This window comes from Falsiruegeria sp. JB4-1 (assembly GCF_055693495.1).
The window spans coordinates 3,218,538-3,232,243 of record NZ_JBVFTZ010000001.1 but is presented as its reverse complement, the minus strand read 5'-3'; the positions used below and the strand labels follow the sequence as shown (position 1 = coordinate 3,232,243).

The following is a 13,706-nucleotide window of genomic DNA, read 5'->3' as shown; positions in this document are numbered from 1 at the left end:
CTGCCGACTAGGGGGCTCCCGCACCCGAGCAAACCTGACTGCGTCAACCCCGCTAACGGCCTTGGGCCGGGCGCCTCGCCACTGGCTCGGCGCTGTCCCGTCGGTGGCGAGCGTCACGTTCAATTCGCAGGTGATCTCTTGATCCAAACCCGTTGCAATCAGGCATCAACCGCCGAGCGCAGCGAGGCCCGGCCCAACGGGAGGAGGGCATCTTTGATGCCTGATCGACGGGCGGGAGTGCTCCGAGCTCTGTTGGCATGCCCAAACTGTCTGAAAGTCACTCTGCTGGAGTGACCGAAGATTTGTTGTCCAAGAGTAACTTCAGTTCCGTCCGATAGTGTCGGGCGGCCTGTGCAATGGCGGGCTCGCTGAAATCTTCGCGCAAGCCCAGTAGGTTGCGGGCGGTCTTAGCCGTGACGCCACTCAACGCCGAAAGCGGGATGGCCAAGGCGAGGCTCAGGGCAATCGGGGTCAACCAAATCGACACCAATCCTGAGACAATCCCAGCCGTCAGAACCAATCCGCTGATGGTTTCCAAGGTATGACACAGGACCAGTGTCTTCAGACCATATGTTCCGCCGTCACGAGCTTGGGGTGACCAGCCTTTTTGTAGCCCCAGCATTGTGCGGAACACGGCAATCATTTGCTGAACCATCAGGATGGGTGCATAGATCACCGACAGGATCACTTCGGAAACAAACGACAGTGTAAACCGCCACCCGCCGCCAAACTCTGTGTAACGCGTGCCCGTCAACGGCAGGGCAGCTGCACCCATCAATTTGGGGACCAGCAGCATGGCGTACATCAGCACGATGATCAGTACGTGACGCCCTTCGGTCATTTCCGGCCATTGGGGGAACAGCGGATTGTCGGGCCGGAAGTAGTGCAGAACACTGGCGTCCTCTCCCTGGCCAATCAGCGCCCACATCACCAGCAACGCAAACCAGATCGGCGACATCAGGTATCCGATGGCCCCATGAAACAAGTGAAACCGGGAAATCGAGCGGAAACCACGCGCACCAAGCAGATTCAGGTGCTGCAAATTGCCCTGACACCAGCGGCGGTCTCGCAGCACGTGATCAATCAAAGTGGGGGGCGTTTCTTCATACGAGCCGCGAATGCGGGGCAGGAAGCGAACCGACCAACCGGCGCGGCGCAAAAGACCTGCCTCGACAAAGTCGTGGCTCATTATCAGCTGTTCCTTCCCGCGCAGATTGCGCAGGCGCGGCAGGCCGGCGCAATTGGCGAACGCTGCCGTGCGGATGATCGCGTTGTGACCCCAATAATTGCCCTCTTGCCCGCACCAGCGCGCCACGCCTTCGGCCAGTGCCGCACCGTAGACGCCATTGGCGAACTGCTGCATCCGGGCAAAAACCGACTGCGCCCCGGTAAGCTGGGGAAAGCTTTGAATCAGGCCAGCACCGGGATCACGGGCCAACGCATCGGTCAGGCGCGCAATGGCTCGCCCCGTCATCAGACTGTCGGCATCCAGCACCAGCATCGCCTGATAATCTCGGCCCCAGCGGCTGACCCAATCGGCAATGTTGCCCACTTTGCGGTCTGTATTCAGCGGGCGGCGGCGATAGTAAAGTTCGGTCCCCGGCATCAACGAGGCACGCAGGGCCTCGACACTGGCTTGCTCCTGGGCGGCAATCTCGTCATCACGGGTGTCGGACAGGATGAACATCGCATAACGATGTACCCCCCGCGCGCACGAAGTTCTTCCAGCATCGAACGAGCGTTGCCCAACACAAACCAAGGCACTTCGTTGTAGACCGGCATCACCAGTGCCACGTTCAACGGTTCAGGTTTTGTCGGGCGGGCGGTCGGTGCTTGACGGGCGAGGGAAATCAACCCGATCGACACGGTCGAGACGGTGAAGGCGATCCAGAAAAAGTTGAACGAGATCAGCGCGAGTAGGGCGCCTTCGATCACGCTGATCCCTTCGTCCGAGAACCAGTCTTGCATGAGCCACAGCAATCCAAGAGTGGCGACCATTGCAGGTACAAAAGCCAGAAACCTCCAACCACCCACACCGGTTGCGTGGCGCGCTTCCGGGGCGTCGGCATCCCGAAATGCCGCGCCAAAGTCCTGCTCGGGCATGGCCAGTGGTGCCTCGGGGGGCATTATGTGCAGATCGTGGTTCAAGCGGTCCACCGATAGAGCCAGACCTCGGACGCCGCTGCGCCGTCTTTGCGCAGTTGTGCGCGAAGCTCGACATGATCGCGCTCGCCAGGATCAAATGAGAACGCCAGACGTGCACCGCCGGTATCAGGGTTGCGCTGCAGCACGCCCTTGGACACCTCGACATGCGGCGATTGGGTGAAGATGTCGATGGTGTCCAGATCATCGAACAGCTCTGACGCCTCGAAATCGATCACTGCCACGCGACCTTCGGCAAAGTGACGCTTGCCCATGGCCGTGTTGATGACTGCAGGCAGGGGCGTGCGATATGGGTGCTCGCCCCACGTCAGGCGATAGGCGATGTCGACCTGTTGGTAGGCGGCATAAGGTTCTGCCGGGCGCCAATAAGCGACGATGTTATCATAGATTTCCTGATCCGCCGGGATCTCGACCAGGCGCACGGTGCCCTTGCCCCACTCGCCCTTGGGTTCGACCCACAGGCCTGGACGGCGATGATAGTGCGCCTCCAGGTCAGCAAAGTCCGAGAACTCCCGCGAACGCTGCATCAGGCCAAAACCGCGCGGGTTGGTATCGACGAAGGACGACACCTGCAGGTGCTTGGGGTTGGCCAGGGGGCGCCACAGTACTTCACCCGCGCCGTTGTGGATCAGTAGCCCGTCACTGTCGTGGACAGCCGGGCGGAAATCGTCGAAACGGGTCGGGTTGGTCTCGTCAAACAGGAACATTGACGTCAACGGGCCAAGGCCCACATGCTCCATCTCGGTCCGGGCAAAAAGTGTCGCCTCGACCTCCATCACGCAATCCTCACCCGGGGTCACGTCGAACCGATAAGCACCAGTGACGCTGGGGCTGTCCATGAGGGCGTGAACCACCATGTTGCGTTGGCCGACTTTGGGACGTTCCAGCCAAAAGCGTATGAAATCGGGAAACTCCTCGCCTTCAGGGTCGCCGGTTTTCAGCGCCAGACCTCGGGCCGACAGGCCATAGGCCTCGCCCAGGCCAATGGCGCGGAAATAGCTGGCACCCTGGAACACACAAAACTCATCGGTTTTGCCGGGGCGGTGCAGCTCGGTACGTAGTCGCAGACCCGAGAAGCCAAGCGTGTCGGCATCCACTGGAAGCTCGGGTACTTTGTCAGACTTCTTGAACATCCCAAGGTCAAAAGGCACCGGCGTGGACAGGCCATCCTCGACCGAGAAGACTTTGACTGCCTGCGGAAAGTAGAGGCCGGGCGTGAAGAAATCGACGTTGTAGGGTGTGTCGGTCCCGTACCAAAGCGCTTTATCCAAACGGAACCGGATCTCGCGATATTGTTCATAGCTGAGGGTTTGCCAGGCTTCTGGTACCTTTTCGCGTGGGGCATAGGGACGGCTGGCCAGATCGCGGGCCTCGGCCACAACCGTCTCGCGGTCAAAGAGCACGCCTGCGCCGGTGGCTCCTACGGCAGGTGCCAGAGCCAGGGCCGAAGCAGAGGCAAGGAAGTGACGACGGGAGAGCTTCATTTCTTGGCCTTCCAGGGGTGCGATTTGAACCAGCCCGCCAGATAGGCCACGCCGATGATCAGCGCAAAACCAAGCAGGTTGGCAAAGAGAACGGCGAAAAACTCGCGTCCGGTCTGATCCAGCAAGACACCCAGAATACGCGCGGCTGCCATGGAAAAGACAAAGACGGCCAAGGACTGTTGTCCCACTTTGGTGATCAGGGTCAGGACGACTTGCCAAACCTGCGCCGCGGCTCCGGTTCCGGTGGCGATCAGACGTGCGCCTTTGTCACCGGCGACAACCCAGCCCAGATAAGCCAGCGCAAGGAAGTGCATGTAACGGAACAGGCCAAATTCGGTCTTGTCGCGGAGTTCCTTGGTCAGTGGCCAGACTTTCCGGATCTGATCGGCGATGTCACTGTTCCAGGCATCCACCCACAGGAAAACTTTCCACGAACCAAAGGGTGCGGACAACACAAGGAACAATGCGCTGACCCAGATCAGGGTCTTGGACACTGGCGGGGCAGGAAGCCAGCCACGCATGAATGCAAAGCCGGTAAAGAACAAAAGCTGCCATCCGAAGGGGTTGAAGAACCATTCACGCGCCGACCACGGCTCGGCCGGAAGCGCAAGGACACCGGTTTGCGCCACTGCCCACAGCGCGACCGAGGCCAAAGCAGCAGCCCAGAACCCGAGCTTCTGTTGCAGGCCGACAAAAACAGGCATCAGCGCGAGCACCACAAGGTACATTGGCAGGATGTCAAAGTAGTTAGGCACGTAGGTCAGTGTAAAGAGGCCAACCATCTGCGCGGCTGGATCCTTGAAGAAATGCTGGAGGTTCAATGAGTTGATGTAGCTTTTTTCGAACAGTCCCGACTGATCCAGCGCTGCCATTGACATGGCCACAAAGAAAAACAGCCCGATATGCGCCCAATAGACCTGCCAGATGCGGAACGCCACACGGGCGGTTCCCATCCACCAGCCCTTGCGCACAAATGCCCCGCCAAAAGCGATGGCCGAGGCCATGCCCGAGCAGAACACAAAGATCTCGGTCGCGTCCGAGAACCCGAAACGGGCGGGAATCCAACGGGCCCAGGGGTCACCCGGGATATGCGCAATCAGGATGATGAACATCGCGATGCCGCGATAGAAATCCAAACGCGGATCACGCACGCGCACCGCTGGCGTCGCGGTCGAGGCCGCGACGGGGGCAAAATCAGTTGAGGGCGAAACGGTCGCCATATCGGGTACTGTCCTATTAGTTCTTATTCTGCGGGGACGCTTTGCGCGTTCTCGGTGCCGCGTCCAGCCGCTATCAGCTCGCGGCGGGCCAGGGCATAATTGTCTTCACCACCGGCGCGCTGGGCCTTGCGGTCATCCAGAATGCTTTCGACCGCGTCCAAGCGGCCTGCACGCAGGCCCGCATCGATGGTCAAGCGTTCGAACACGTCGCGTTGGGCGTGGCTTCCCCCGGCCAGTTGCATCGAGCCGCGCGCATTGGCTAGATGATCGAACGCCAACCCATAATCGCCGTCGCCAAAGGCGTGCAGGCCAAGGGCAGCGTCCATGCCCGGCTGTGCCATGCGGCGGGTGGTGTCGCAGTTGTTTTCCTTGGCATCCCGCGTGATCCGGCGCAGCATCGCGGTGGCGGCGTCCTCGCGCTTGTCGCCGGTCAGGGCCAGCAGATAATGCAGGTCCGCAAATATCAGACAGCCGTCTTCGGTGCGGGCGGCGCTGAATTCAGCCAGCTCTTCCCAGCGGCTGCCGACATTCACGCCCTCAAGCTCCAGACGAGACAGCAGCGATGTCGCGTTCGAGATGTCGCGGTAATCGTCGGTTTTGTCAGCGCGGATCTCGGCATCATAGAGCGCCATGACCTGATCAATCTGACCCAGGTCCAGGTGCATCAGCGCCTTGTGCCACCAGACGTGATAGCGGAAGTTGTTGCAATGGGTGAACGCATCTTCGCGCCCGGCCAGCCATTCCAGACCTTGGGTGGCATTGCCGGTCATGTCGTGAACATGCGCGACCGCGTGCAGGCCCCAGGCATCATCCGACACCATCCACAGGGCCTGACGGCCTGCGATTTCAGCTTTTTCATAAGCGCCGGTCTCTTCCAACGCAAAGGCGTGACAGCCCAGCAGATATCCGCGCCCGGCATGATCAGGCGCATAGGCAGGCATGACGCGTTCGATCGAGCGTCGCATGCCAGCGGCGTCGCCCAGCACAAAACGGGCCGCGTGGCTGAGCTTCATGGCCAGCGAATCTTCGGGATGGGCGCGCAGCACCTCTTCGAACTTTTGCACGGCGGCTGTCGGGCTGCCAGCCAGCCAAACTTGCAGCGCTTCGACAAAGAGCCGCTCGCGGGGGCTGACCGGGCGAGCCAGCATTGCAGCCTGCGCGTCTTTCAGTGCCTGTTCCGCTACCGAATACAATTCGCGCCGACCCAGCAAGATGGTAAAGATACCCTTCACCGCATGCCCAAGGGCAAAGTCAGGCTCGGAGGCCAGCACAGCACCCAGATGTTGTGGTGTGACGGCGGCGTGCGCCATGAACCCGAGCAGCACACCATTCCACGCCTCGACACTGTCGTCGCGGGTCAGGGTGTTCATCTGTCCGAAAATGTCTTGTTTCATGCCAAGGTCCGTTCCTTTGTAAGTGCTGGCTTATCATGCCTTAGCAAACTGTATGGGAGGCCAGTAACAGTATCGACGCCGCTCGCGAATTGGTGAAAAGACGTGTGCAGGAAAAGTGGGAATTCTCGCCGATTCAACACCTTGTTTCAGCAAAACCCCGCGCAAACCGCCAATGTGTTTCAGTCTTCGAAGGGTTTTTTGGCGTTAAGGACTGTTTCGGTGTCCGCCCCGAAGGTCGGTGGGGCATGGCGATATGTTACAGGCGTGCGGCTGAAATTCAGCGGGTTGCCGATCAAACGCACGGCGCCGGGGGCGGCATCCATGTCGATCTGCATCTCACGTGCAGCAACCTGATCGCTGTCAAACAACTGATCCAGCGTCTGAACCGGACCAACTGGCACTTTAAGTGCCTCCAATTCACGAATCACTGTTTGTGTGTCGTGGTTTAGCAGGGCCGGACGCAGGATGTCGTTCAGCGCGTCGCGATGTTCCAGCCTCGCCGGGTTTGTGGCAAAGCGGGCGTCGCCGGGCAAGTCGATCAACCCGAGGAACCCACAGAAGCGTCCGAATTGAGCGTCGTTGCCAACAGCCAGGATTACGTGTCCGTCCGACGTCTCGTAGACGTCATAGGGCACGATATTGGGATGCCCGTTGCCGCGTCGCTGGGGCGGGGTGCCGCTGGTCAGATAGTTCACGCCTTCGTTGATCAGCCAGGACACCTGCGCATCAACCAACGCGATGTCGATCTGTTGGCCTTCGCCCGTGCGCTCGGCATGGCGCAACGCGGCCAGAATGCCCACGGTCGCGTACATGCCGCACATCACATCCGCGATGCCAACGCCCACTTTCATCGGTGCGCCTGTCGGTTCCCCGGTCAGCGACATGATCCCGCCGTACCCTTGCGCCATCAGGTCGTAGCCGGGTTTCGATGAATTGGGGCCGGTTTGGCCATAGCCTGAGATCGAACAATAGACGAGGCCGGGCAACTCTTTTGAAATGCTCGCGTAGTCCAATCCGTATTTCGCCAACCCACCGGGTTTGAAATTTTCGATCAGAATGTCCGCTTCGGCCGCCAATCGTCGGATTGTGGCCTGACCTTCTGAGGTTGTGATGTCCACTGCTACGGATTTCTTGTTGCGGTTGGCGGACATGAAGTAGGCGCTCAGGTCGCTTTTGTTTCCATCCGCATCAGTGACATAGGGCGGACCCCATTGCCGCGTATCATCACCGCCGGTGACCGGGTTTTCGATCTTCAGGACGCTGGCCCCAAGATCCCCCAGCAATTGCGTGCATGTGGGACCGGCCAGAATGCGACTGAGGTCCAGAACCTTGACGCCGGCAAGCGCGCCCTCAGATACGGCCATCGTATCCCTCCCGCTTAATTTCAGCGGCGATCACGGTGAAGGTGTCGGCCTGCATTGCCTGTTCCAAAGCTGAGCGCAATTCGGCGCGGTTGCGGACGGTATGACCCGCGCCACCAAAGGCCCGCCCCATGGCGGCAAAATCGTGGTGACCGAAATCGACGCCTCGGTTGGGCATCTGACGTTGGCGTTGTTTCAGCTCGATCAAGGCAAGACTGGCATCGACAAAGACCACAAAGATCGCGTTGGTGCCCAGTTCGGCGGCGGTTGCCAATTCCCCGGCAACCATCAACAGGCCCGCATCCCCCGAGAAGCTTACAACAGGGCGATCCGGTTGTGCCAGCTTGCGTCCAATCGCCATTGGCACGGCGCAGCCCATGGTGCAAAGCGCCGAGCTCTGGATCAGGCCGCGTGGTTCGGAACAGCCCCACATCTGGCTGAGCAGAATGCGATGCGCGCCACTATCGGCTGTGGCCAACGTATCAGATGGCATCACGGCGCGGGTTTCGGCGATCACAGCAGCAGGCCCCCAATCGTCATCCTGTGGAAAGGCCTTGGCCAGTTCTGCTTTGGTTGCTTGCGGTTCCCCGCCGGTCCAGACCGCGCGGGCCGCGTTGCCCTTGGCCAGAACCTCAAGCGTTTCACCGACATGGGCGACAAAGTTCAGGCTGGCCTGATGCATGTAGTGGTCGTTGGGCACGGTGGCGACGTCGATCACGCGTTGAGTGTTCGGATCCCAGGCTTCGCGCCAACCCGGGCGCATTTCGATGGGGTCATAGCCCAGACACAGGATCAAATCCGCCTGTTCAACCAGTGGCAACAGATGCTTGTCGGCTAGTGGCGACAGGCCCGCGCCGCCCAGACACAGGGGGTGATCTTCGGGCAGGATGCCCTTGGCTTTGTATGTGGTGACAAACGGGATCTGGTAATGCTCAAGAAAAGCGCGCAACACGCAGGCCGATGTTTCGGTCAGCACGTCCAGACCTACAATCGCAATCGGACGTTCACTGCGCGACAGCCAATCCCGCGCCTGCGCCAGCTTTGCGCCTTGTGGCACGACGGGGGCCGCCGGGGCCAGACGGCGCAAGGGCACGCCTGTCACCCGGGTGTCAGCGACCGAGATTGGGACGTCGATGTGAACCGGTCCGGGGCGGGGTTGCATCGCCAGCGACACCGCCTTGTCGGCAATAATGTCGGCGCCCTTGGCGGTCAGGCGAAAGCTGCCTTTGGTGATGGGGCGGAAAACGGCCTGATGATCCATCACCTGGTGGGTGTAGGTCAGCGCCTCATCCTCGTCCACGCAGCCCGACAGCACGATCATCGGCACCCGGTCTTGCAGTGCATTGGCGACCACATTGATCCCGTTCATTGCCCCCGGTCCAAGCGTGCCGACCAGAATGGCAGGCGCACCGTCGGCGTGATGCACGCCTTCGGCCATGAAGCCGGCAGCGTTCTCATGCTTGGCCAAATGAAAGGCAATTCCTGCCTGTTCGAGCGCATCTACCAGCGTCAACACTTCTCCCCCGGCATCCCGAACGCGTGTCGGCATCCGGCTTCAAAAAGGCGACGCGCCAGTAGATCGGCGGCGCGAGGGGATGGGTTGGACATACGAGTCACTCCGAACTGTTTCAAAATGCGAGATTGCGGAGAGCGCAGGCAGGCGCAAGGCCGATCACGTCAGTGTTACTGTTTTGTTGCGTCCTCGGTGATGGCCTGAAACTTGTCGTCCAATTCCTTGGCAATGCTTGTTAACGCAGCGCCACCCTCGTCGGCGTAGGGGGCCAAAACATGCGAGGGCAGTTTGTAAGACAGCGTCGCGGTTCCGTCGGGGTTTTCTGTCACATACATACGGATTGGCGCTTCGATCATCGCCGCTGTCGAGGTTTCCAGCACACGCACGGCGAAGTCATTGTTAAAGACGCCAATCACCCGGTTTCCGGGGATCGTAATACCGCGATTGGCAGCCGCCTTGGTGGGGCCCGCTTGTGTTACCACAATCAACCCATTGGATTTGACGGCGTCTTTCACGGCCTTGATCAAACCCTCAAAGGTCTGTGTCGTGGAATGGACGGCCCACCCTTCGCGCGGGTACAGGTCGTACGCCCATGCGGGCAGGGCAAGCATCAAAGCACCCAATACAGCGACGATCCGAAACATGACCTCTCCTTTTTGCGACCACATCCTTGTGCCATCAAACACCGCGCGGGTGTGGTCACGATTGCGTGGCCCAGATTGTCGCCCTAAGGTCGCCGAGAACATCAGTGAGTGAGGCAGAGATGACGGAGATGAACGGGGCAGAGAGCCTGGTGCACACGCTTTTGGATAGCGGAGTCGAGGTCTGCTTCACCAACCCCGGCACGTCCGAGATGCATTTCGTTGCTGCGTTGGACCACATCCCCGGCATGCGTTCGGTTTTGACCTTGTTCGAAGGCGTCGCGACCGGAGCCGCAGACGGGTATTATCGGATGGCGGGCAAACCGGCCTCGACCCTTCTGCACCTTGGCCCGGGTTTGGCGAATGGCATCTCGAACTTGCACAACGCCAAAAAAGCCGGGTCGGGTGTCGTCAACATCGTGGGCGAACACGCGGCCTCTCATCTGGAGCTCGACGCGCCGCTGACGGCGGATATCGAAGGGCTGGCGGCCCCGGTGTCTCATTGGGTGCATAGCGCCAAATCGGCTGCGGATGTTGGGGCGGATGCGGCGCGCTCGGTGCAGGCCGCAAACACGGCGCCGGGACAGGTCGCGACGTTGATCTTGCCGTCTGACACGGCTTGGACAAATGGCGGCCAAGTGGCCGCGCCCTTGGCGGCCCCGATCCGCATAGCGCCGACGGAGGCTGACATCGCAGAGGCCGCCGCAGCCTTGGACGGACCCGAGAGCTTGTTGCTTTTGGGCGGTGACGCATTGACGGCCGAGGCCTTGGAACTGGCCGGCAAGATCGCGGCGCAGACGGGCTGCGCCCTGCTGTCGGAATGGTCCAACGCCCGGATGGAGCGCGGGGCAGGCCGGGTGCCGGTTGCGCGCGTGCCCTATCCGATTGATCTGGCAGTCGAGGTTCTGGCGCCCTTCAAACGCATCGTGTTGGTTGGCGCGCGGGCTCCGATCGGATTTTTTGCCTATCCCGGCAAGCCTGCGGTTTTGACAGCGGACGGGGCCGAGATCATTGAATTGGCGGATTGGAGCGCCGATCTGCACGGCACATTGGAGGGACTCTGTCGGGCAGCAAGGGCAGAGGAAGCCAAGCCTGATCTGGCAACGCGCAACCCTGAGTTTTCGGTGACCGGGCCCCTAAACCCGGACAGTATCGCTCAGGTGCTTGGGCAGAAAATTCCCGAAGGCGCCATCGTTGTGGACGAATCCATCACCACGGGCCGCGCTTTTCACCCCGTGACCAAAGGGGCGGCTCCTCATACCTGGCTCAACAACTGCGGCGGTTCCATCGGCTATTCACTGTCCTGTGCCATCGGCGCCGCGATTGCCTGCCCGGATCACAAGGTGTTGACGCTGACCGGTGACGGATCAGCGCTTTATATGCCGCAAGCGCTCTGGACCATGGCGCGTGAGCAGCTGGACATCACTGTGGTGATCTGGGCCAACCATTCCTATCAAATCCTGCGCGGCGAGCTGACCAATGTGGGCGTCCAAAACCCCGGACCGCGTGCCATCGATATGCTGACACTGGACCGCCCTCGGATCGACTGGATCGCACAGGCCCGCGCCATGGGAGTTGATGGTGTGAGGGTTGAAAGTGCCGAGGCGTTTTCGGATGCATTGGAGGATGCCTTTGCCGTCGCGGGACCACGCTTCATCGAGGTGTCGATGTGAGCGAAGCAGTTTCAGTGCAACTGATGACTTTGCATTTGTGCACAACGTGCAGCGGAGAGCGCGATCGCGCAGGCGAGAGGGCTGCACTATCGCAGGCTTTGCAACAGGCAGGGTTGCTGGATCTCGTGACGCTGACCGAGCACGAATGCTTTAGCGCTTGCGCGCAGCCAGTGTCTATCAGCCTGCAAGGTAAGGGGAGGGCGAGCTATGTCTTTGCAGGGCTGTCCCTGATTGAAGATGCAGCGGACGTAGCCGCCACCTGTCAAACCTATCTGGACAGTCCAGGCGGCTGGATAGAAGACGCTCGTCCCTGCGGGCGACTGCGGCATTGTCTGAGGGCGCGGATACCCGCCCTTTGATTCTTTAGGTTTCCAATTTCCATCTATTGAAATCAAACAGGGGAAACTCCCGCACCCGAGCGATCCCGACTGCGTCGGCACCGCTAGCGGCTTTGGGCCAGGCATTGCGCGAAGCGCAATGCCTGGCCCAACGGGAGGAGGTGTTTCGTCAGAAACATCGACGACGGGCGGGAGGGCCCTCGCCACAGTGGTCGCAATCAATCGACCTGGATGACTGTCGTTGCTTCGACCGGGACCGAGTCCACCATCAACGGGCTGTGACTGTTGGCGTTCAGAGACACCTTGATCTCGACCTCACCCTTGGGAAGGTTCGTCAGATGATACCAGTTGCCATAGAGACGCCCCAGCTTATCACCGTTGGCGTAGACATGGGCGTGGCCTTCGCCGGGTACGTCTGCACGTGACGCGTTTTCGGGTGAAAAGGCGAAGTTCACAGGCGTGACTTTCAGATTCCAGCCAGACATCGGGTCCTTGAAGGCCTCGACGCTCACGGATGGCGCGTCGCTGCCTGCCGCGATGTTCACCGGCGTCGAGTGGTCGTGCGCCATGGATTCGGTGGCAGCCACACCGTGATGAGCCGGATCGCCGTGATCGTGACCATCAAAAGTCACGCCATTGCTTGCGGCGACGACAAAGCCTGCACCGCCACCAAACACCAGGCCGATGGCAAAAAGAGCGAGGGATCGGGACATGTACCATCCTCAGGAAAAGACAAAGAAAAACCCTGCCGAGAGACGCTCGGCAGGGTCTTATGACATTAAGATCAGGCCGTGGCTTCGGCGCGGGCACTCTCTGATTGCCAGAAGTATCCGGCGAATGTTCCCAGCAAAGCCCAGGCCGCCATGCCGACGCCAAAAGCGCGGGCGGCAAAGAGCGCACCGATTTCGGTCGGGACCGGGCCACTGAACACGGACGGTTCCGGCGCACCAATCAGATGCGGCGCCATCAGCAGCAACGCTGCGACTACATAGCTGACGATATTGCCACCAAAGGCGATCAGCCACATTGCGATGCCAGCAGCAGCGACCGTCGCAGTCCACCAGATCTGACGTGCGCCGACTTCGGCAGCCGCCACGCCAGGCACCTCAGGTGCCAGCGACAGGCCAGGAGCAAAGTGGAATGCCACAAAGCCTGCCAGACCCCACAGCAGCCCGGTGCGGGCATTGATCTCGTGCCCCTGGCCCTGGGCCACAGACATCAGGGCCACCATCACCAGTGCATAGCCCGTGTAGGTCAGCATGGTGAAGATGATGCTCAACCCGTCGCGCACCGGATCGGCGAACATGCCTGGCAGGTCGGGATGCGCGCTGACGGCTTCGGCGCCGAAATGCACCAATTCACCGCCCTCGTAGAGTTCGGCGTGCAGCAACACGGGTTGCACAAATACCAACTGCAGCAGGGCTGTAATCAACCCGGCTGCAGCGCCAGCGAACAACGCGCTGGTCAGAATACGACTGATCATGGCCTTAGTGGCAGGGGAAGCCAGTTGCGTGGCGTACATCGTGCGCGGCATCATGCAGGCCCGATGCCTGAACGTGACCGGTTACGGTGATGATCCCCAGGCCCAGTACCACTGCAAACAGAGCAGGCAGAATGCTTGAACCGGCGGCGGATGCCTTGATGGTTTTGGTCGTCATGTGTCGTCCTCCTAAGCCGTCGCACCCGACGGCAGGTGTTAAAGTTCCGTGCCTGGCAGGTCTCCTGGCTCGCGGGTCAGCGCCTTGTGCTCGCCTTCCCCAAGGGGCAATCCCCAAGAGTGGCTGTTTGAGCAAAGGCTCACCGCTTACAGTCGCGGGGGCGGCTTTGGCCTTGATCACTTGCATGACCGCACCAAATTCCCTCTTAGCATCCGGATTGCTCCGGCAGGACCAAGCCCCTTCATGTAACCGCGAATAGGG

10 protein-coding genes, 2 pseudogenes and 1 riboswitch are annotated in these 13,706 nt (G+C 60.5%); of the genes and pseudogenes, 2 read left to right on the top strand and 10 right to left on the bottom strand.

The annotated features are described in order from the left end of the window. Positions 1-277: 277 nt before the first annotated feature. From mdoH to ACZ1HE_RS16545, 7 genes and pseudogenes are all read right to left on the bottom strand, one after another. A pseudogene (mdoH, locus tag ACZ1HE_RS16575) lies at positions 278-2,127 on the bottom strand (glucans biosynthesis glucosyltransferase MdoH). 17 nt (positions 2,128-2,144) lie between these two features. Beyond that, positions 2,145-3,647: an OpgD/OpgG family glucan biosynthesis protein gene (locus ACZ1HE_RS16570; RefSeq protein WP_472622534.1), complete on the bottom strand. Its 1,503-nt coding sequence runs from the start codon at positions 3,645-3,647 to the stop codon at positions 2,145-2,147. Continuing rightward, positions 3,644-4,867, bottom strand: a complete 1,224-nt coding sequence (locus ACZ1HE_RS16565) for an OpgC family protein (protein ID WP_472622532.1) — start codon at positions 4,865-4,867, stop codon at positions 3,644-3,646. Before ACZ1HE_RS16565 ends, ACZ1HE_RS16570 begins: the two co-directional genes overlap by 4 nt. 23 nt (positions 4,868-4,890) lie before the next feature. Next, the gene (locus ACZ1HE_RS16560; RefSeq protein WP_472622530.1) at positions 4,891-6,261 is read right to left on the bottom strand and encodes a tetratricopeptide repeat protein; all 1,371 of its coding nucleotides are present in this window, start codon (positions 6,259-6,261) and stop codon (positions 4,891-4,893) included. A gap of 179 nt (positions 6,262-6,440) precedes the next feature. Beyond that, on the bottom strand, positions 6,441-7,625 hold the full coding sequence (locus ACZ1HE_RS16555; protein WP_472622528.1) for a CaiB/BaiF CoA transferase family protein: 1,185 nt from the start codon (positions 7,623-7,625) through the stop codon (positions 6,441-6,443). After that, positions 7,612-9,230, bottom strand: a pseudogene (locus ACZ1HE_RS16550) (thiamine pyrophosphate-binding protein). The gene ACZ1HE_RS16555 and the pseudogene ACZ1HE_RS16550 overlap by 14 nt, the downstream one beginning before the upstream one ends. Before the next feature lie 75 nt (positions 9,231-9,305). After that, entirely contained in the window at positions 9,306-9,779 is a 474-nt protein-coding gene (locus tag ACZ1HE_RS16545; protein ID WP_472622526.1) for a DUF302 domain-containing protein, read from the bottom strand. 119 nt (positions 9,780-9,898) lie between these two features. On the opposite strand from ACZ1HE_RS16545, the gene ACZ1HE_RS16540 reads away from it, so the two are divergent. After that, entirely contained in the window at positions 9,899-11,449 is a 1,551-nt protein-coding gene (locus ACZ1HE_RS16540; protein WP_472622524.1) for an acetolactate synthase large subunit, read from the top strand. Next, complete coding sequence (locus ACZ1HE_RS16535; RefSeq protein ID WP_472622522.1) at positions 11,446-11,808, top strand: DUF1636 family protein; 363 nt, start codon at positions 11,446-11,448, stop codon at positions 11,806-11,808. Before ACZ1HE_RS16540 ends, ACZ1HE_RS16535 begins: the two co-directional genes overlap by 4 nt. 197 nt (positions 11,809-12,005) lie before the next feature. Here ACZ1HE_RS16535 and ACZ1HE_RS16530 read toward each other — a convergent pair whose 3' ends face one another. From ACZ1HE_RS16530 to ACZ1HE_RS16520, 3 genes are all read right to left on the bottom strand, one after another. Beyond that, the gene (locus tag ACZ1HE_RS16530) at positions 12,006-12,500 is read right to left on the bottom strand and encodes a hypothetical protein (RefSeq protein ID WP_472622520.1); all 495 of its coding nucleotides are present in this window, start codon (positions 12,498-12,500) and stop codon (positions 12,006-12,008) included. 71 nt (positions 12,501-12,571) lie between these two features. Next, positions 12,572-13,270, bottom strand: coding sequence for a CbtA family protein (locus ACZ1HE_RS16525; RefSeq protein WP_472622518.1), 699 nt, complete (start codon positions 13,268-13,270; stop codon positions 12,572-12,574). 4 nt (positions 13,271-13,274) lie between these two features. Beyond that, on the bottom strand, positions 13,275-13,445 hold the full coding sequence (locus tag ACZ1HE_RS16520; RefSeq protein ID WP_472622516.1) for a CbtB domain-containing protein: 171 nt from the start codon (positions 13,443-13,445) through the stop codon (positions 13,275-13,277). A 37-nt stretch (positions 13,446-13,482) separates the two neighbouring features. Beyond that, positions 13,483-13,696: riboswitch (cobalamin riboswitch) on the bottom strand. Positions 13,697-13,706 lie beyond the last annotated feature (10 nt).

Bases quoted from the DNA above. Each gene is read 5' to 3' on its own strand.
- ACZ1HE_RS16570 (WP_472622534.1), bottom strand. From the start codon at position 3,647: ATGAAGCTCTCCCGTCGTCACTTCCTTGCCTCTGCTTCGGCCCTGGCT.
- ACZ1HE_RS16565 (WP_472622532.1), bottom strand. From the start codon at position 4,867: ATGGCGACCGTTTCGCCCTCAACTGATTTTGCCCCCGTCGCGGCCTCG.
- ACZ1HE_RS16560 (WP_472622530.1), bottom strand. From the start codon at position 6,261: ATGAAACAAGACATTTTCGGACAGATGAACACCCTGACCCGCGACGAC.
- ACZ1HE_RS16555 (WP_472622528.1), bottom strand. From the start codon at position 7,625: ATGGCCGTATCTGAGGGCGCGCTTGCCGGCGTCAAGGTTCTGGACCTC.
- ACZ1HE_RS16545 (WP_472622526.1), bottom strand. From the start codon at position 9,779: ATGTTTCGGATCGTCGCTGTATTGGGTGCTTTGATGCTTGCCCTGCCC.
- ACZ1HE_RS16540 (WP_472622524.1), top strand. From the start codon at position 9,899: ATGACGGAGATGAACGGGGCAGAGAGCCTGGTGCACACGCTTTTGGAT.
- ACZ1HE_RS16530 (WP_472622520.1), bottom strand. From the start codon at position 12,500: ATGTCCCGATCCCTCGCTCTTTTTGCCATCGGCCTGGTGTTTGGTGGC.
- ACZ1HE_RS16525 (WP_472622518.1), bottom strand. From the start codon at position 13,270: ATGATCAGTCGTATTCTGACCAGCGCGTTGTTCGCTGGCGCTGCAGCC.
- ACZ1HE_RS16520 (WP_472622516.1), bottom strand. From the start codon at position 13,445: ATGACGACCAAAACCATCAAGGCATCCGCCGCCGGTTCAAGCATTCTG.